This is a genomic window from Caldovatus sediminis, from assembly GCF_014644455.1.
Lineage (GTDB): Bacteria > Pseudomonadota > Alphaproteobacteria > Acetobacterales > Acetobacteraceae > Caldovatus > Caldovatus sediminis.
In genome coordinates, this window is record NZ_BMKS01000001.1 from 519,301 (window position 1) to 537,286 (window position 17,986).

The 17,986-nt window shown below is 75.6% G+C and carries 15 protein-coding genes; 10 read left to right on the plus strand and 5 right to left on the minus strand.

Annotation, left to right across the window (positions count from 1 at the left end):
• Positions 1 to 14: 14 nt before the first annotated feature.
• Positions 15 to 755: a 16S rRNA (uracil(1498)-N(3))-methyltransferase gene (locus tag IEX99_RS02430; protein WP_188898043.1), complete on the minus strand. Its 741-nt coding sequence runs from the start codon at positions 753 to 755 to the stop codon at positions 15 to 17.
• Here IEX99_RS02430 and ubiA point away from each other — a divergent pair.
• Both ubiA and IEX99_RS02440 read left to right on the plus strand, forming a co-directional pair.
• Positions 754 to 1,686: a 4-hydroxybenzoate octaprenyltransferase gene (ubiA, locus tag IEX99_RS02435; RefSeq protein ID WP_188898045.1), complete on the plus strand. Its 933-nt coding sequence runs from the start codon at positions 754 to 756 to the stop codon at positions 1,684 to 1,686. The genes IEX99_RS02430 and ubiA overlap by 2 nt on opposite strands.
• Positions 1,683 to 2,330 carry a class I SAM-dependent methyltransferase gene (locus IEX99_RS02440; protein ID WP_188898047.1) on the plus strand — a complete coding sequence of 216 codons (648 nt, stop codon included), beginning with the start codon at positions 1,683 to 1,685 and terminating at the stop codon, positions 2,328 to 2,330. Before ubiA ends, IEX99_RS02440 begins: the two co-directional genes overlap by 4 nt.
• 12 nt (positions 2,331 to 2,342) lie before the next feature.
• Here the strand turns inward: IEX99_RS02440 and IEX99_RS02445 are convergent, their stop codons facing one another.
• On the minus strand, positions 2,343 to 3,092 hold the full coding sequence (locus IEX99_RS02445; RefSeq protein WP_188898049.1) for an SDR family NAD(P)-dependent oxidoreductase: 750 nt from the start codon (positions 3,090 to 3,092) through the stop codon (positions 2,343 to 2,345).
• 169 nt (positions 3,093 to 3,261) lie between these two features.
• Here IEX99_RS02445 and IEX99_RS02450 point away from each other — a divergent pair, with 169 nt between their 5' ends.
• The gene (locus IEX99_RS02450; protein ID WP_229677750.1) at positions 3,262 to 4,272 is read left to right on the plus strand and encodes a C-terminal binding protein; all 1,011 of its coding nucleotides are present in this window, start codon (positions 3,262 to 3,264) and stop codon (positions 4,270 to 4,272) included.
• A gap of 111 nt (positions 4,273 to 4,383) precedes the next feature.
• Positions 4,384 to 5,442, plus strand: a complete 1,059-nt coding sequence (locus IEX99_RS02455) for an alpha/beta hydrolase (RefSeq protein ID WP_188898053.1) — start codon at positions 4,384 to 4,386, stop codon at positions 5,440 to 5,442.
• 50 nt (positions 5,443 to 5,492) lie between these two features.
• Here the strand turns inward: IEX99_RS02455 and IEX99_RS02460 are convergent, their stop codons facing one another.
• Together IEX99_RS02460 and IEX99_RS02465 are read right to left on the minus strand one after the other, a co-directional pair.
• Positions 5,493 to 7,616: a PAS domain-containing sensor histidine kinase gene (locus IEX99_RS02460; protein ID WP_188898055.1), complete on the minus strand. Its 2,124-nt coding sequence runs from the start codon at positions 7,614 to 7,616 to the stop codon at positions 5,493 to 5,495.
• A complete protein-coding gene (locus IEX99_RS02465; protein WP_188898057.1) occupies positions 7,588 to 8,364 on the minus strand; it encodes a response regulator in 777 nt (258 codons plus the stop codon). The genes IEX99_RS02460 and IEX99_RS02465 overlap by 29 nt, the downstream gene beginning before the upstream one ends.
• Positions 8,365 to 8,815: 451 nt before the next feature.
• On the opposite strand from IEX99_RS02465, the gene IEX99_RS02470 reads away from it, so the two are divergent.
• The 4 genes from IEX99_RS02470 to IEX99_RS02485 are packed head-to-tail and all read left to right on the plus strand — an operon-like array spanning position 8,816 to position 12,803.
• Positions 8,816 to 10,606, plus strand: a complete 1,791-nt coding sequence (locus IEX99_RS02470) for an IlvD/Edd family dehydratase (protein WP_188898059.1) — start codon at positions 8,816 to 8,818, stop codon at positions 10,604 to 10,606.
• A gap of 59 nt (positions 10,607 to 10,665) precedes the next feature.
• Positions 10,666 to 11,418, plus strand: a complete 753-nt coding sequence (locus IEX99_RS02475; RefSeq protein WP_188898061.1) for an SDR family oxidoreductase — start codon at positions 10,666 to 10,668, stop codon at positions 11,416 to 11,418.
• A gap of 24 nt (positions 11,419 to 11,442) precedes the next feature.
• On the plus strand, positions 11,443 to 12,291 hold the full coding sequence (locus IEX99_RS02480) for a fumarylacetoacetate hydrolase family protein (RefSeq protein ID WP_188898063.1): 849 nt from the start codon (positions 11,443 to 11,445) through the stop codon (positions 12,289 to 12,291).
• A complete protein-coding gene (locus tag IEX99_RS02485) occupies positions 12,288 to 12,803 on the plus strand; it encodes a lysozyme inhibitor LprI family protein (protein WP_188898065.1) in 516 nt (171 codons plus the stop codon). Before IEX99_RS02480 ends, IEX99_RS02485 begins: the two co-directional genes overlap by 4 nt.
• Before the next feature lie 90 nt (positions 12,804 to 12,893).
• Here IEX99_RS02485 and IEX99_RS02490 read toward each other — a convergent pair whose 3' ends face one another.
• The gene (locus IEX99_RS02490; protein WP_188898067.1) at positions 12,894 to 14,426 is read right to left on the minus strand and encodes a UxaA family hydrolase; all 1,533 of its coding nucleotides are present in this window, start codon (positions 14,424 to 14,426) and stop codon (positions 12,894 to 12,896) included.
• A 1,300-nt stretch (positions 14,427 to 15,726) separates the two neighbouring features.
• Between IEX99_RS02490 and IEX99_RS02495 the strand changes: the two genes are divergently transcribed.
• Positions 15,727 to 17,073 (plus strand): NfeD family protein, encoded by a 1,347-nt coding sequence (locus tag IEX99_RS02495; protein ID WP_188898069.1) that lies wholly within the window; start codon positions 15,727 to 15,729, stop codon positions 17,071 to 17,073.
• Entirely contained in the window at positions 17,070 to 17,873 is an 804-nt protein-coding gene (locus IEX99_RS02500; protein WP_188898071.1) for a slipin family protein, read from the plus strand. The genes IEX99_RS02495 and IEX99_RS02500 overlap by 4 nt, the downstream gene beginning before the upstream one ends.
• Positions 17,874 to 17,986 lie beyond the last annotated feature (113 nt).

Below are 17,986 nucleotides of genomic sequence, written 5' to 3' on the forward strand. Positions count from 1 at the left end.
TGAGCAGCGGTGGGTTATATGGCCCCCGTCCAGTCCCCCGCCAGCGCCTGCAGCGCCGCGAGGCCGGCGACCGCCGCCGTCTCGGCCCGCAGGATGCGCGGGCCGAGGGCGACCGTCGAAACAAAGGATCGCCGGCGCAGATCGTCAAGCTCCGCGGCCTCGAACCCGCCCTCGGGGCCGACCAGCCAGCCGAAGGGCGGGCGCAGCCCGGCGGCGGTCGCGACACGCGCGATCGGCGGCGAAGCGCGCCGCTCGTCGCCGACGAGCAGCGGCACCGCGGCGTCCCAGGCGTCCAGCACGGCGTGCAGCGGCGCGGCCTCGGCGACGCGCGGCACGCTCAGGCGTTCGCACTGCTCCGCCGCCTCGCGCGCGATGGCGGCGAGGCGCGCGGCGTTGACGCGGTCCGCGACGGTGCGGCGGGTGAAGACCGGCTGGATCAGCGCCGCGCCGAGCTCGGTCGCCTTCTCGGCCACCCAGTCCATCGCGTCGCGCTTGAGCGCGGCGAGGAGGAGGCGGATGTCGGGCTCCGCCGCCTGCGGCCGGAGCCGGCGCTCCACGACGAAGCTGGCGCGGTCCTTGCGCAGGCCGGCGATGCGCGCCGCCCACTCGCCGTCGCGGCCGTTGAACAGCCGGATCGGATCGCCCACGGCGCGGCGCAGCACCGTGCCGAGGTAGTGGCCCTGGCCGGGCGCGGCGGGAACCTCCGCGCCCGCTTCGAGCGGCGCGTCGAGGAACAGGCGGGGCGGGGTGGACATGGCGTCTGCTCCGGCGACATTACTCCACCCCGTGCAAGGCTTCACCGACATCCGCGCCGAGGGCTGGGTCGCGCGCCTGCCCGCCGCCTGGCGGCCCTACGCGCTGCTCGCCCGCTTCGACCGCCCGATCGGCGCCTGGCTGCTGTTCCTGCCCGGGCTCTGGGCGATCTGCCTGGCCGCGCCGGGCCGGGCGGAGGGGGTGCGGCTGACGCTGCTCTTCGCCCTCGGCGCGCTGGTCATGCGCGGCGCGGGCTGCGTGGTGAACGACCTATGGGACCGCGAGCTGGACCGGCGCGTGGCGCGCACCGCCGGGCGGCCGCTCGCCTCGGGCGCGGTGGCGCCGGCGCAGGCGCTCGCCTTCCTCGCCGCGCTGTCGGCGGTGGGGCTGGCGGTGCTGCTGCAGCTCAACGCCGTGGCGATCGCGCTCGGCGTGCTCTCGCTCGTGCCGGTGGTGCTGTATCCGCTGGCGAAGCGGGTCACGGACTTCCCGCAACTGGTGCTCGGCCTCACCTTCGGCTGGGGCGCGCCGCTGGGCTACGCGGCCGCGACGGGCGGCGTGGACGGGGTGACGGCGGCGCTCTACGCGGCCGCGATCGCCTGGATCCTCGGCTACGACACGATCTACGCGCACCAGGACCGCGAGGACGACGCCCTGGTCGGCATCCGCTCGACCGCGCTGCGCTTCGGCGAGCGGACGCGGCCCTTCCTCGCCGCCTGCTACGCCGCGACGGTGGCGCTGCTCGCGCTCGCCGGCTGGCTCGCCGGGCTCGGCTGGCCGTTCTTCGCGGCGCTGGCGCTGCCCGCGGCGCTGCTGGCGCGGCAGGTGGCCGCGCTCGACATCCACGACCCGGCGCGCTGCCTGCGGCTGTTCAAGGCGAACCGCGAGGTCGGGCTCGCCGTCGCGCTCGCCATCCTGCTCGGCCGCCTGTGACGGCGGAAGCCGAGGGCTTCATCCGCGCCCACACCGCCGTCGCGCGCGCGCCGCTCGTGCCCGAGATCGCGCTGCACCTCGCCACCGAGATCACGCCGATCTGGCAGGCGACCGAGGCGTGGCTGTCGCGGGCGAACATCGCGCCGCCCTTCTGGGCCTTCGCCTGGCCCGGCGGGCAGGCGCTGGCGCGGCTGCTGCTGGACGAGCCCGCGCGCGTTGCCGGCAGGCGCGTCCTCGACTTCGCCGCCGGCTGCGGCATCGGCGCGATCGCCGCCGCCCGCGCCGGGGCGGCGCGGGTGGAGGCGGCCGACATCGATCCGCTCGCCATCGCCGCGGTGCGGCTCAACGCGGCGCTGAACGGCCTTCGCGTCGCGGTCGTCGCGGAGGACCTGGTCGGCGCCGCCTGCCGCTGGGACACGGTGCTCGCCGGCGATGTCTGCTACGAGGCGCCGATGGCGCGCCGCATCCTGCCCTGGCTGCGCGGCCTCGCCGCCGCCGGCGCCGAGGTGCTGCTCGCCGATCCCGGCCGCGCCTACCTGCCGCGCGAGGGGCTGGCGCCGGTGCGCCGCTTCCTCGTGCCGACGACGCGCGAGCTGGAGGACCGCGAGGAGCGCGCGGTCACGATCCACCGCCTGCTGCCCTGAGGGCCGGCCGCGTCAGATCACGATCCCGCCGTCCACGTGCAGCATCTGCCCGGTGACGTAGCCCGCGCCCGGCGAGGCGAGGAAGGCGACGGCGTGCGCCACCTCCTCCGGCGTGCCGAGGCGGCGCAGCGGGATGCGCGCGAGCGTCGCCTCCCACTGCGCGGCGCTCAGCGCCGCGTGCGCGCCCGGGTCCTTGCGCGTGTAGCCGGGCACCACGGCGTTCACCGTGACGGCCGGCGCCCACTCGATCGCCAGCGCCTTCACCAGCGCCTCCACCGCCGCCTTGGCCGCGGCGGAGGCCGGGAAGGTCGGGGTGTCGCTGCGGAAGAGGTGGGCGACGAAGGAGGAGACGGCGATCAGCCGCGGATCGCGCCCCGCCGCCAGGTGCGGCCGCGCGGCGCGGGCGAGGCGCAGGAAGGCCCAGGCGATGGCGTCCTGGCTGCGGGCGAAGTCGGCGTCCGCCAGGCGCTCGACCGGCGTGCGGTCGGCGAAGCCGGCGTTGGAGACCAGCACGTCCAGCCCGCCCAGCGCCGCGGCCGCCTGCTCGACCAGCCGCGCCGGGGCGTCGGGCGCGGCGAGGTCGGCGAGCAGCACCACGGCCTCGCCCCCGCGCTCGCGCACCGCCGCGGCGGTGCGCTCCGCGCCGTCCCGGTTGGCGCGGGTGTGGACGGCGATCGCGGCGCCGGAAGCGGCCAGCGCGCGGCAGGCGGCGGCGCCGATGCCGCTGGCGGCGCCGGTCACGAGGATCTTGCGTTCGGTCATGGTTCCCTGTCCGGCGGGGCGCGCCATCATGGGCCGGCGGCGCCGCTCGCCACAACCGGTCCGGCGGCGCGGCATCCCGCCGTGTCGCGGGACCCGCGCGCAGCCCCGGTTGCGCCCGCGGCGCACGGCCCGCATGCTCCCTCGCCGGTCCGGCCAGGGGGATTCGCGCGTGACGCTGGCGGTGCTCGAGCCCGAGGGGCTCTATCCCGACACCCGACTCGAGCAGGAGGTGATGGGCCCCTCGGTCCGCATCCTCCGCGGCAACGCCCGCGCGAGCCTCGCCGAGCTGCCCGACGCCCTCTGCGAGCAGGCCGACGGGCTGATGACGCTGCGCATGGCGGTGCCGGGCGATCAGCTCGCGCGCTTCCCGCGCCTGAAGGTCGTGGTGCGCATGGGCGTCGGCTACGACCGCGTGGACCGCGCCGCCTGCGCCGCGCGCGGCATCACCGTCTGCAACGTGCCGGACTACGGCACGCAGGAGGTGGCGGAGTTCGCCCTCCTGCTCGCGATGGCGCTGCGCCGCGGCCTGCTGCTCTACCACGACACCCAGCGCGCCGACCCGCCGGCGCCCTGGGGCGTGATGCCCTCGCCGCTGGTGCGGCGGCTGGAGGCGCAGACCTTCGGCATCCTCGGCCTCGGCCGCATCGGCACGGCGGCGGCGCTGCGCGCCAGGGCGATGGGCTTCCGCGTCGCCTTCTTCGACCCCCACCTGCCCAACGGCGCCGACCGCGCGATCGGGGTCCACCGCGCGCGCACGCTCGAGGAGCTGCTCGCGCAGTCCGACGTGCTCTCGATCCACACGCCGCTGACGCGCGCGACGCGCGGCCTGATCGGGGAGCGGGAGCTGCGCCTGCTGCCGCGCGGCGCGGTGGTGGTGAACACGGCGCGCGGCCCGATCCTCGACCTCGACGCGCTGGAGCGGGCGCTGCGCGACGGCCACCTCGCCGGCGCCGGTCTCGACGTGGTCCCGGAGGAGCCGCCGCGCGAGCCGCTGCCCGCGCTGCTGCGGGCCTACCGCGCGCGGGAGCCCTGGCTGGCGGGGCGGCTCGTCGTCACCCCGCACATCGCCTTCCACACGCCCGAGGCGTGGGAGGACATCCGCCGCAAGAGCGCGGAGACGATGCGCGACGTGCTGGTGGAGGGGAAGCGGACGAACGTCATCCCGCCGGAGGCGGAATGAGGGGACCCGCCTGATCCGCCGGCCCGCCCCCGCCTCGGCTGGCCTGCCGCTGCGGCGTCGGGCAAGATTCGCCGCCACCGGACCCGCATCGCCCTGCCGGAGCACGCCGCCATGCGCCGCCGCGCCCTGCTCGCCTCGCCCCTGCTCGCCGCGCCGCTCGCCGGCGGAACGGTCCCGTCCGCCTCCGCGCAGCCCGCGCCGCGGCTGGCGACCGAGGAGTTCATGGTCCCCGCCGGCGATCCGGGGATCGAGCTGTTCGTGCGCAACAAGCGCCCGGAGGGCGACGCGGCGCCGGCGCGGCCGGACCGCACGGTGCTGTTCGTGCACGGCGCGACCTACCCGGCGCACACCGCCTTCGACCTGCCGCTCGGCGGCCTCTCCTGGATGGACTACATCGCGAGCCGCGGCTTCGACGTCTGGTGCATGGACATCCGGGGCTACGGCCGCTCGACCCGGCCGCCGGAGATGGCGCGGCCGCCCTCGGAGAACCCGCCCCTGGTGCGCGGCGAGACGGCGCTCTCCGACATCGCGGCCGTCGCCGCCTTCATCCGCGGGCGCCGCGGCCTGCCGCGCATCGTGCACATGGGCTGGTCCTGGGGCACCGCGCTGATGGGACGGTTCGCGGCGGAGAACCCGACGCTGGTCGAGCGCCTGGTGCTCTACGCCCCGCTCTGGATCCGCCAGACGCCGAGCCTGGTGCAGCCGGGGCCGGGCGGCCTCGGCGCCTACCGCACGGTGACGCAGGCGCAGGCGCGCGAGCGCTGGCTCAGCGGCGTTCCGGAGGAGAAGAAGGCGGCGCTGATCCCGGCCGGCTGGTTCGAGCACTGGGCCGGTGTCACCTGGGCGACCGATCCGGAGGGGCTGCGGCGGAACCCGCCCGTGCTCCGCGCGCCCAACGGCGTGCTGCAGGACAGCCAGGAGTTCTGGTCCGCGGGCCGGCCCTGGTACGACCCGTCGAGGATCACCGCGCCGACCCTGCTGGTGCTCGGCGAGTGGGACCGCGACACGCCGCTCTCCATGGCGAGCACGCTGTTCCCGCTGCTGACCGCCGCCCCCGCCAAGCGCCTGGTCGTCCTCGGCGAGGGCACGCACACGATGCTCATGGAGCGCAACCGCGCCGCGCTGTTCCAGGCGGTGCAGGTGTTCCTGGAGGAGCAGATCGGCACCTGACGGCCGCGGCGGCCCGGGCGGCGCCGTTCCCGGCCGGCCCCGATCCCCCCCTATCGGCCGCCGACCGGCTCGGGCGGCGCACGCCGCCGCGCCGCCGCGGGCGCCGGGTCGGGCGCCGGCAGGCTGAGGACGAAGGTCGCCCCGCCGCCCGGCGTCTCCTCCGCGCGCATCGCGCCGCCATGCGTCCCCGCCACGGCCCGGCAGAGGGCGAGCCCGACGCCGGTCCCCACCCCGTCCGGCTTGGTGGTGAAGAACGGGTCGAAGACGCGCTCGCGCAGCTCGGGCGGGATGCCCGGCCCGTTGTCGGCCACCCGAAGCTCGATCGCCCCCGCGACGCGCCGGGCGGAGATCGCGAGGCGCCGCGGGCGGTCCGGCGCGGTGCCGCCGGCCCCGGCCGCCGCCGCGGCGCCCTGGCCGCCGATCCCCTCGAGCGCGTGCTGGGCGTTGGCGACCAGGTTCGCCACCACATGCGCGATCTGGTCGGGATCGCCGCGCAGCTCCGGCAGGTCCTCGGGCAGGTCGAGCGCGAGCGCGATGCCCGCCGCGTCCAGCCCGTAGCCCGCGAGGTCGAGCCCCGCCCGCACCGCCTGCGCGAGGTCGAGCCGCTCGCGCCGCTGCGCCCGGCGCCGCGCGCTCGCCATCAGGCTGGCGACGATGCGGCCGCAGCGCTGCGCCGCCTCGCGCACCGCCTCGGCGCGCGCGGCGAGCGGCGTGCCCTCGGCCTCCTCGGCGAGCAGCAGCGCCTGGGCGGCGACGACGGCGAGCGGGTTGTTGATCTCGTGCGCGACGCCGGCGAGGAGGGAGGCTGTGGTGGAGAGCTGCTCGGCCCGGCGCAGCGCGTCGCGCTGGGCGCGGCGGGCGCGCTCGGCCTCGTGGCGCGCGGTGACGTCGGTGTAGGTGGAGACCAGGCAGCCGTCCGGCAGGCGGCGGCGGCGGATCTCCAGGCACACCCCGTCGGAGCGCAGGTCCTCCTCGACCGAATCCGTCGCGCCGAGGAGGCGCGCGACGCGCTCGGCGACGAGGGTCTCGAGGTCGGCGCCGCGCCGGTCGTGGCCGGAGAGGATTCCGCGCGCGAGGCGGTGGCGCACGAAGGCCTCGATCGGCGTGCCGGGGCGTGCGAATTCGGCGGGGAAGCCGAACAGGTCGAGGAAGCCCCTGTTGCACAGGATCAGCCGGCCCTCGGGGTCCACGATGCTCACCCCGTCGCCGATGCTGGAGAGGATGGTCTCGAGCTGCGTCGTGCGCCGCGCCAGTTCCTCCTCGCGCGCCTTCAGCTCGGTGAGGTCGCGCATGAACACGGCGAAGCCCTCGATGCTGCCGTCGTCGGCGCGCTTCGGGGCGAAGACCCAGGTGATGTACTTCGGCCCGCTCCGGCGGTACCGGATCCAGCCCTCCTCCTTCACCGTCTCGCCGGCGAGGGCGCGGTGGGCGAGCGGGTCGAGCCGGCGCTTCACCTCGGGGCCGACCAGCTCCTCGGTGGTCAGGCCGATGATCTCCTCCGCCCTGCGGCCGGCGAACTCGGCGAATTCGCGGTTGACGAAGCGGTAGCGGAAGTCGCGGCCGACCAGGCAGATGCGCGCGGGGATCGCGTCCAGGATCTCCTCGAGCTGGCGGCCGCGCCGTTCCAGCTCCTCCTGGCGCTCCTTCGCCTCGGTGAGGTCGCGGGTGATCACCATGTAGGCGCCGATGGTGCCGCGCGGGCCGAGCACGGGGGCGTAGATCCGGTCCACGAAGCGCCGGCGCGGCGGGGCGGCCGGGTCCCTGCGGTCGAGGTACTGGATCCAGCCCTGCCAGCGATGCGTCTCGCCGGCGAGGGCGCGGCGGCCGAGCGGGGCGATGCGCCGCGCCGTGGCGCGGCCGAGCATGTCCGCCACGGTCGTGCCGATGATCTCCTCGCGCGGCAGGCCGAGGAAGGCGCACATCTCGGCGTTGACGTAGATGTGCCGGCGCCGGCGGTCCATCACCGCGATGCGCACCGGCGCGGCGTCGAGCACCGCGGCCAGGGTGCCGGGATCGAAGCGCGGCAGCGGCGCCAGGCGCGCCGGGCCGCCCCCGCCCCGCCTCGCGGCGGGCGCCGGGGAGGCCGCGCGCGAGGCGCCGCGGCGCGACGGCTCGCCGCCCTTCCGCCCCGCGGCGGCGCGGCGGTCAGCGCTCGGCCGCCGGGTCGAAGACATAGCCCGCGCCCCGCACGGTCTTGATCACGCTCGGCTGGTCCGGGATGGCCTCGATCTTGCGCCGGATCCGCGCGATGCGGACGTCGATCGAGCGGTCGAAATGCTCCTCCCCGCGGGGGTGCGCGAGTTCGAGCAGCGTCTCGCGGCTCAGCACCCGCCCCGGGCGCTCGGCGAAGGCGCGCAGCAGGGCGAACTCGCTCGGCCCGAGCGGGATCTCGTTGCCGTCCGCGCCGATGAGCCGCCGCGCGTCGAGGTCGAGCTGCGTGCGCCCCATGCGGATGCGGCGCGTGGCGCCCGCCTGCGCCGCGGCGCCGCCCCGGGCGCCGGACGGCGCGGCCGCCGCCGCGGCCTGCTGCGCCGCCTGGCGCGCCGTCTCGCGCCGGCGCAGCACGGCGCGGAGCCGCGCGAGCAGCTCGCGCAGGTCGGCGGGCTTGGCCACGTAGTCGTCCGCCCCGACCTCCAGCCCGACGACGCGGTCCACGACGTCGCCCGCGGCGGTCAGCATCACGATGCCGATGTCGCCGAACTCGCCGCCGCGCAGCGAGCGGGCTATGGCGAGCCCGTCCTCGCCGGGCATGGCGATGTCGAGCAGGACGATGTCGGCCGGGCGCTCGCGCAGCGCCGCGCGCATCCGCTCGCCGCTCTCCACGCAGCGCACGGCGAACCCGTGCCGGGCGAGGTACTCGCCGACGGCGTCGCGGAGGGCCTTCTCGTCGTCCACGACGACGATCTCCGGCTGGTCGGCCATGCGACTCCCTCCGCCTCGTGTCGCCGTCCCGCCCCGCCCGGGGGCGGCCCGGGCCGGGCGTCCGAAACAGATGCAACAATTCGCGAAACGGGCGCAATAGCCGGCGCCCGGGCGCCGAACGAAGCCGCGAATTGCGCCCTTCCGCAAGGCGCGATCGCGCGACGCCGGGTCCGGAACGACGACACCGCCGCCCGCGCTGCAACGCGGCGCGGGGCGCGTTGCGCGCGGCGTCCGGCTCCGCGCCGCCCGGGCGGGGCGGAAGGCGACCCGGCCTTCGCCTTCCCCGCGGGCGGCGTGGCCGCGGCGCGCCCGGTCCGGCAGGGCGGGGTGGACGGCAGGGCGGTGGCGGATCGCGGCATCAGGCGGGAGGCGACCGGCGGCGAGGGGCGCGGCGTTGACAGGGGCCGGCGCGCCCACCCAGGCTTCCGGCCGACAGGAAGGGGTGTCCGACATGGCCGGTTCCGACCAGACGCAGAAGCCGTTCCGGCTGCGCAGCCAGCGCTGGTTCGACGACCCGGAAGACCCGGGCATGACGGCGCTCTACGTCGAGCGCTACCTGAACTTCGGCCTGACGCGGGGCGAGCTGCAGTCCGGCAAGCCGATCATCGGCATCGCCCAGACCGGCAGCGACATCGCCCCCTGCAACCGCCACCACCTCGACCTGGCGCAGCGGATCAGGGAGGGCGTGCGCGAGGCCGGCGGCGTCGCGCTCGAATTCCCCATCCACCCGATCCAGGAGACCGGCAAGCGGCCGACCGCGGCGCTCGACCGCAACCTCGCCTACCTCTCGCTGGTCGAGGTGCTGCACGGCTACCCGCTCGACGGCGTGGTGCTGACCACGGGCTGCGACAAGACCACCCCCGCCTGCCTGATGGGCGCGGCGACGGTGAACATCCCGGCGATCGTGCTCTCCGGCGGGCCGATGCTGGACGGGCACTACAAGGGCCGCCTCACCGGCTCCGGCACCATCGTCTGGGAGGCGAGGAAGCGCCTCGCCGCCGGCGAGCTGGACTACGAGGGCTTCATGGAGCTGGTGGCCTCCAGCGCCACCAGCATCGGCCACTGCAACACCATGGGCACGGCGCTCTCGATGAACTCGCTCGCCGAGGCGCTGGGGATGAGCCTGCCGGGCTGCGCCGCCATCCCCGCCCCGTACCGCGAGCGCGGGCAGATGGCCTACGCGACGGGGCGGCGCATCGTCGAGATGGTGCGCGCCAACCTGCGCCCCTCCGACATCATGACGCGCGAGGCCTTCGAGAACGCGATCGTGGTGGCGAGCGCGATCGGCGCCAGCACCAACTGCCCGCCGCACATCATCGCCATCGCCCGCCACATGGGGGTGGAGCTCGCGATCGAGGACTGGGACCGCATCGGCCACGACATCCCGCTGCTGGTGGACTGCCAGCCGGCGGGCCGCTTCCTCGGCGAGGCCTTCCACCGCGCCGGCGGCGTGCCGGCGGTGATGCGCGAGCTGCTGCGCGCGGGCAGGCTGCACGGCGGCGCGATGACGGTGACCGGGCGGACGGTCGCGGAGAACCTGGCGCACGTCGGGGAGCCGGACCGCGAGGTGATCCGCCCCTATGGCCGCCCGCTGAAGGAGCGCGCCGGGTTCATGGTGCTCGCCGGCAACATCTTCGACAACGCGGTGATGAAGGTGAGCGTGATCGACGAGGCCTTCCGCCGCCGCTTCCTCTCCGACCCGCCCGACGTGTTCGAGGGCAAGGTCGTGGTGTTCGAGGGGCCGGAGGACTACCACGACCGCATCGAGGACCCGAGCCTCGGCATCGACGAGCGCACCGTGCTGGTGATCCGCAACTGCGGCCCCGTCGGCTATCCCGGCAGCGCCGAGGTGGTGAACATGCAGCCGCCGGCGGCGCTGATCAGAGCCGGCGTCGAGGCGCTGCCGACCATGGGCGACGGGCGGCAGAGCGGCACCTCCGGCAGCCCCTCGATCCTCAACGTCACGCCGGAGGCGGCGGTGGGCGGCGGGCTCGCGCTGCTGCGGACCGGCGATCCGATCCGCATCGATCTCAGGGCGCGCCGCGTGGACGTGCTGATCCCCGAGGCCGAGCTGGAGGCGCGCCGGCGGGCCTGGAGGCCGCCGCAGCTCCTCAACAAGACGCCGTGGGAGGAGATCTTCCGCGGCATGGTCGGCCAGCTCGGCCGCGGCATGTGCCTGGAGCCGGCGACGATGTACCTCAACATCCTCGAGACGCGCGGCGAGAGCCGGCACAACCACTGAGTTGACGCGCCGGCCCGCGCGCCACTACAGCGGGCGGACGGGCTCGGGGAGGGACAGGGATGGCCGGCAGGCTCGCTGGCAAGCGGTGCTTCGTGACGGCGGCCGGGCAGGGCATCGGCCGCGCCACCGTGCTCGCCTTCGCCGCCGAGGGGGCGGAGGTGATCGTGACCGACGTGGAGGCGGCGAAGCTCGCCGATCTCGGCGCGTGGCCGGGCGTGAGCACCGCGCGGCTCGACGTGCGCGACGCCGCGGCGATCGAGGCGGCCGCGAGGGACGCGGGGGCGGTGGACGTGCTGTTCAACTGCGCCGGCGTCGTGCACCAGAACACGGCGCTGAGCTGGACGGAGGCGGAGTGGGACCTCGCCTTCGACCTCAACGTGCGGTCCATGGCGCGCACGATCCGCGCCTTCCTGCCGGGCATGCTGGCGCGCGGCCGCGGCAGCATCGTCAACATGGCCTCCGCCGCCTCCAGCGTGAAGGGCGTGGCCAACCGCTTCGTCTACGGCACCACCAAGGCCGCGGTGATCGGGCTGACGAAGAGCGTCGCCGCGGACTTCGTGACGCGCGGCATCCGCTGCAACTGCATCTGCCCGGGCACGGTGGACACGCCCTCGCTTTCCGAGCGCATCGCCGCCAACGCGGCGGAGGCCGGGGGCGTGGAGCAGGCGCGCGCCGCCTTCGTCGCGCGCCAGCCGATGGGCCGGCTCGCGCGGGCGGAGGAGATCGCGGCGCTCGCCGTCTATCTCGCCTCCGACGAGAGCGCCTTCATGACCGCGCAGGCCGTCGTCATAGACGGCGGCTGGACGAACTGACCCGAACCGAGGGGGACCGAACGGATGAAGCTGCTGCGCTACGGCCCGAAGGGGCAGGAGAGGCCGGGGATGCTCGATGCGGGGGGGGCGATCCGCGACCTCTCCGGTGTGATCGCGGACCTCCGGGGCGAGGCGCTGTCGCCGGAGGGCCTGGCGCGGCTCGCGGCGCTCGATCCGGCGTCGCTGCCGAAGGTCGCGGGCCAGCCGCGCCTCGGCCCGCCGGTCGCGGGCATGACGAACTTCGTCTGCATCGGCCTCAACTACGCCGACCACGCGGCGGAGACGGGCGCGGCGATCCCCAAGGAGCCGATCGTGTTCCTCAAGTCGCTCGGCGCGCTGTGCGGCCCGAACGACGACGTCGTCATCCCGCGCGGCTCGACCAAGACGGACTGGGAGGTGGAGCTCGCCATCGTCATCGGCCGGACGGCCCGCTACGTGCCGGAGGCGCAGGCGCTGGACCACGTCGCCGGCTACACGATCTGCAACGACGTCTCCGAGCGCGAATGGCAGCTCGAGCGCGGGGGGAGCTGGGACAAGGGCAAGGGCTTCGACACCTTCGGCCCGCTCGGCCCGTGGCTGGTGACCAAGGACGAGGTGCCGGACCCGCAGGACCTCGCGATGTTCTGCGAGGTGGACGGGCAGCGGATGCAGGACGGCTCGACCCGCACCATGATCTTCGGCGTGGCGAAGCTCGTCAGCTACGTCAGCCAGTGCATCACGCTGCATCCGGGCGACGTGATCAGCACCGGCACGCCGCCGGGCGTGGGCCTGGGCAAGAAGCCGGCGCCGGTGTTCCTCAGGCCCGGGCAGACGATGCGGCTCGGCATCGCCGGTCTCGGCGAGCAGGTGCAGCGGGTGGTGGCGGCGGAATGAGCGCCGCGCGGAGGACGACGGCGGCGCGCGCCGCGCTGGCGGCCCTGGCGGCGGCCGGTCTCCTGGCCGCCGCGGCGCATCCCGCGCTGGCGCAGCAGCGCCGCGCGCAGCAGCCCCGGCCCGAGCCCCTGGCGGCCGCGGTGGACCGCGAGGTGCGCGGCTGCATCGGCACGGTGCGCGAGGTGCCGCGCTACCTGGAATGCCTGGACCGGCAGAACGCGGCGATGGAGCAGCGGATGGGGCAGGCGCTGGAGCGGCTGCAGGCGGCGATGGAGCCGCCCGAGCGCGGCGCCGCCTTCGGCGAGGTGCAGACGGCCTGGGCCGCGTACCGGCAGCGGCACTGCGACTTCGTCGGCAGCTCCCAGAGCCTCGGCGAGCGGGCCCCGGTCGAGCGCGCGGCCTGCTACCTGCACTTCACCGTCGCGCGCATCGAGGAGCTGGAGGCGGCGCTGCAGCCGCCGCCGCAGCAGCAGGCACGGCCGGCGGCGCAGACGCCGCGCGGAGGCCGCTGAGCGGCGTGCCGGGCGCACCGTCGCGCCGTGGTGGGGGAATGCCGAATGGCCCCGGCATGAAGGGGGGCGAGGGAGAGTCCCCGCCCCCGCCTACATCGTCGCGCCGATCGTCCACGGCGCGAACTCCGCGCCGCCGAAGCCCAGCGCCTCGCTCTTCGTCCGCTCGCCGCCCGCGACGCGCAGCATCAGCTCGAAGATCCGCTCGCCGCACTGCGCCACCGTCTCCTCGCCGGTGAGGATGGTGCCGCAGTTCACGTCCATGTCCTCGCGCATGCGCTCGTAGAGTGGCGTGTTGGTGGCGAGCTTGATCGAGGGCGCCGGCTTGCAGCCGAACACGCTGCCGCGGCCGGTGGTGAAGCAGACCAGGTTGGCGCCGCCCGCGACCTGCCCCGTCGCCGCCACCGGGTCGTAGCCCGGCGTGTCCATGAAGACGAAGCCCCTGGCGGTGACCGGCTCGGCGTAGCGGTACACCTCGACCAGGTTGGTCGTGCCCGCCTTCGCCATCGCGCCGAGCGACTTCTCCAGGATCGTCGTCAGCCCGCCCGCCTTGTTGCCGGGCGAGGGGTTGGCGTCCATCTCCGCCCCCTCGCGCGCCGTGTACTCCTCCCACCAGCGCATCAGCGCGACGAGCTTCTCGCCGACCTCGCGGCTCACCGCGCGGCGCGTCAGCAGGTGCTCGGCGCCGTAGGTCTCCGGCGTCTCGGAAAGGATCACCGTGCCGCCGTGCCGCACCAGGAGGTCGCTCGCCGCGCCGAGCGCCGGGTTGGCGGTGATGCCCGAATAGCCGTCCGAGCCGCCGCACTGCAGCGCGACGGTCAGCTCGCTCGCAGGCACCGTCTCGCGCCGCACGGCGTTCGCCTCGTCGAGCACCTCGCGCACGAAGGCCATGCCGGCCTCGACGGTGGCGCGCGCGCCGCGCTCCTGGATGTCCATCGTGCGCAGGCGGCCGGCGAGGCGCTGCTCCTCGAGCAGCGGGCCGAGCTGGTTGACCTCGCAGCCGAGGCCGATCGCGATCACATGGCTGAAGTTCGGGTGCCGCGCGTAGCCCGCCAGCGTGCGGCGGAGCAGCCGCAGCGGCTCGCCCATCGTCATGCCGCAGCCGGTCTTGTGGGTCAGCGCCACCACGCCGTCCACCTTCGGCCAGGCGGCGAGCGGGTCCTCGCCGGTGATCGGGTTGCGCTCGAACTGCCGCGCGATCAGCTCCGCGACGTGGGCGGAGCAGTTCACGCTGGTGACGATGCCGATGTAGTTGCGCGTCGCCACGCGCCCGTCGGCGCGGCGGATGCCCTGGAAGGTGGCGGGGACGGGCGCGGGCTCGGTCGGGCGCGCGTCCGCGCCGTAGGCGTAGTCCCTGGCGAAGTCGCCCATGCCGCAGTTGTGCGTGTGCACCCAGTCGCCGGGCGCGATCGGCCGCGTCGCGAAGCCGATGATCTGGCCGTAGCGGCGGACCGGCTCGCCCTCCGCGTGCGGCCGGAGGGCGACCTTGTGCCCGGGCGGGATGCGCCGCTCGCCCACGCGCACGCCCGCCGCGACCGGCGTCCCGGGCGGCAGGGCGAGGCGGGCGATCGCCACGCCGTCCTCGGGGTGCAGGCGGATCACGGGCGGCAGGGCGAGGACATCCATGGCAGACAGACTCCTGGGGGCTGCGGCGGCGGCCGAGGGGCGCCGGCCCATCATAAGCGTGCGGAGACGATCCGGCTTCGTGGACATCCAGAGGCCGGGGACGGAAGCGTCCGAGAAGACGGAATTCGGAATGCCTGCCCGCCGGGATCCCGGCGCCGGCCGGCGGATCTGGTGCGGTCGTGGCGGCCCCCGCGGGACCCGGCTCGTGAGTTCGGGCCGGGCGCGCGGCCGATCGCGCGCCGGGCTCGCCAGGCCGAGCGGGAGAAGCCGAGCAGGCTCCGCCGCACGAACCATCGCCGGCGGCGGGAGCGCGCCATTCCGGCGAAGGCGGTGGCCGTCGGAGGCCCGCCTCGGCCCGCGAGAGACGAGACCGATCCCGGGAGCGCGCGCGGGCCGGCTGCGGCGGGCTTCCCGTTCCTCGCCGTCGTGCCCGACATCCGGTCACGCCGCCTGTCCTCGACGCCCCCGGCATCGCCACCGCGACGAGGGAACCGGCCGACCTGGCCGACGACAACCGACCGCCAGCCACCGGCCGTCCGCCGAAGCGGGGCAGCGCCACCTCCGCCGGGAGACGGGCGGTCGGGGAGGTCTCAGGGCCGCCCGGCAGCGCGGCGCCCAGCGATCAAGGCGGCGACCGCGGTTCGCCACACTTCTGGCACGGGATCATGCGCCCTGCCGCGTCGGCCGCACGAACCCGCAACACGCGCTTCACGGGATTGCGGCCGACGATGCGAATCCCCCCAGCGGACGGCTCCCGTCCCGTGGCGCCTCTCAGGGCGCCCACGCTCCGGCCCGCGCTGCCGCTCCACGGCGGCGGTCCATGCTCGCCCGCGTGGCCGGCCAGCCGATCAGGGATGGACGCCGCCCGCCTCGCGACGCCGCCAGGCGGCCCTTGCCCACGCGATCCGCCCGGCAACGGCGGCGATCGCCCCTCCCTCCCGCGCCGGGACCCCCGCCCAACCGCAGATGGCAAGTCCTGCGCCGATCGTGCGATCCTCGGGGCGGACGGAGCGGCCGGGCGGATGTTGATGCATGTCAGTGCGTGGCGGGTCGGCGCGGTGCAGATCTCGCCCTGGCGAGCGGTCCGCGCCGCGCAAGACCGCCATGAGGACGCGGCTGCCGCCATGCTCGCGCCGAGGCGGCCGAAGCCCGTGAGGGCATCGGCCGCGGTCGGACCGCGGGAGGAAGGCGAGGTGGGATGCGGCGACCCGCAGGCCGTCAGGGCGATGGCGCTCGCCGTCGGACGGGCGCGCCGGCCGCGGCAAGTGCGCCCCGGCCGGGGATCGCGAGGCCAGCCGGCATGATCCGACGCCCGCGCCTCCTTCGCCTGCTGGCTTCCCTGCTGCTGACCGTCCTCGCCGTTTGGCCCGACGGCGCGGCCGCGCAGCGTCCCGCGGCCGAGCGGCTGGCCCTGGTGCTGACGGTCGAGGGCGGGATCGGTCCGGGCGTCGCCGGCTACCTGCGCGACGGCCTCGCCCGCGCCGCGGCACGGAACCTCGCCCTGGTCGTGATCCGCCTCGACACCCCCGGCGGACTCGACGCGTCCACCCGCGAGATCGTTCGGGACATCCTGGCCTCGCCGGTGCCGGTGGCGGTCTGGGTCGCGCCACGTGGGGCGCGGGCCGCCAGCGCGGGCACCTTCATCCTGTCGGCCGCGCATGTCGCGGCCATGGCGCCGGGGACCGCGACCGGCGCCGCCACGCCGGTCCGCCTCGGCGGCGTCGGCGATCCCGGCAAGGAGGACCCGGCCGTGGCCAAGGCGGTGAACGACGCCGTGGCCTATGTTCGCGGCCTTGCCGACTATCACGGCCGCAATCCCGACTGGCTGGAGCGGGCGGTGCGCGAGGCGGCGAGCGTGCCGGCGAGCACGGCGCTCGAACTCGGCGTGGTGGACCTGCTGGCCACCGATCTCGACGAGCTCCTCGCCAAGGCCAACGGGCGCACGGTGCGCATGCCCGACGGGCCCGCGCGGCTCGACACGACGGGGCTCGCGGTGGAGCCCTTCGACCCCGGCTGGCGACACCGCCTGCTCGCCCTGATCTCCGATCCCAACATCGCCTTCCTGCTCCTGCTCCTCGGCGTCTACGGCCTGCTGTTCGAGTTCTCCGCGCCGGGCTTCGGCGTCGGCGGGGTGATCGGGAGCATCTCGCTGATCCTCGCGCTGTTCGCCCTCAACCTGCTGCCGGTGAACCTGGCGGGCCTCGCCCTGATCGGACTGGGCATCGCCCTGCTGGTCGCCGAGGCCTTCGTGCCCTCCTTCGGCGTGCTCGGCGTAGGGGGGCTCGCCGCCCTGGTGCTCGGCGCCGCCGTCACCTTCGACATCGGCGTGCCGGGCTTCGAACTCTCCCTCACGGTGGTGGCGGTGGCGGCCGGGCTCGGCGCGCTGCTGCTGGCCGTGGTGGTGGCGTCGGTCTGGCGCGCGGGGCGGCGGCCGGTGGTCACCGGCGCCCAGGCGATGATCGGCGCCCGCGGCCAGGTGCTCGAATGGCACGACGGCGAGGGCGTGGTGCGGGTGCACGGCGAACGCTGGATCGCCACCGCGCGCGCCCCGCTGCGGCCCGGCCAGACGGTGCGCGTGCGCGCTCGCCGCGGCCTCCGGCTCGAGGTCGAGGAGGAGTCCGCCCTGGAGGAAAGGAATTCGCGATGACCATCACGGATGCCCCGATCTACCTGTTCATCCTGCTCGCCGTGGTGGCGCTGCTGTGGGCATCGGTTCGAGTGCTGCGCGAGTACGAGCGTGGCGTGGTGTTCACGCTCGGCCGCTTCTCCGGCGTCCGCGGGCCCGGGCTGATCCTGCTCATCCCGCTGGTGCAGCAGATGCAGCGGGTGGACCTGCGCACCGTCGTGATGGACGTGCCGAGCCAGGACGTGATCTCGCGCGACAACGTCTCGGTGAAGGTGAACGCGGTCGTGTACTTCCGCGTCGTGGACGCCGACCGGGCGGTGATCGAGATCGAGGACTACATGACCGCGACCAGCCAGCTCGCGCAGACCACGCTGCGCTCGGTGCTGGGCAAGCACGAGCTCGACGAGATGCTGGCGGAGCGCGACAAGCTGAACCAGGACATCCAGACGATCCTCGACAGCCAGACCGACGCCTGGGGCATCAAGGTCGGCAACGTCGAGATCAAGCATGTCGACATCGACGAGAGCATGGTGCGCGCGATCGCGCGCCAGGCCGAGGCCGAGCGCAACCGCCGGGGCCGCATCATCGACGCCGAGGGCGAGCTTCAGGCCGCCGAGAAGCTGGCCGAGGCGGCGCGCGTCCTGGCCACGGTGCCGGAGGCGATGCAGCTCCGCTTCCTCTCCACCGTCCAGCTCATCGCCGGCGAGCGGAACTCGACGGTGGTCTTCCCGCTGCCGGTCGAGCTGCTGCGCGGCCTCGCCGCCCTCGCCCCGGCGGCCGCGCCGCGCGAGGGCGGGGCGGGCCGGCCGGGACCGGCCTGATCCGCCCCGCATGCGAGGGGCCGGCGCTGCGCCGCGGCGGCGCGTGCCGGGCATCGCGCCGGCCGCGCGAGCGTGCGTGCGGACGGTCTTCGGCACCTCGGGGCGCTGCCCTG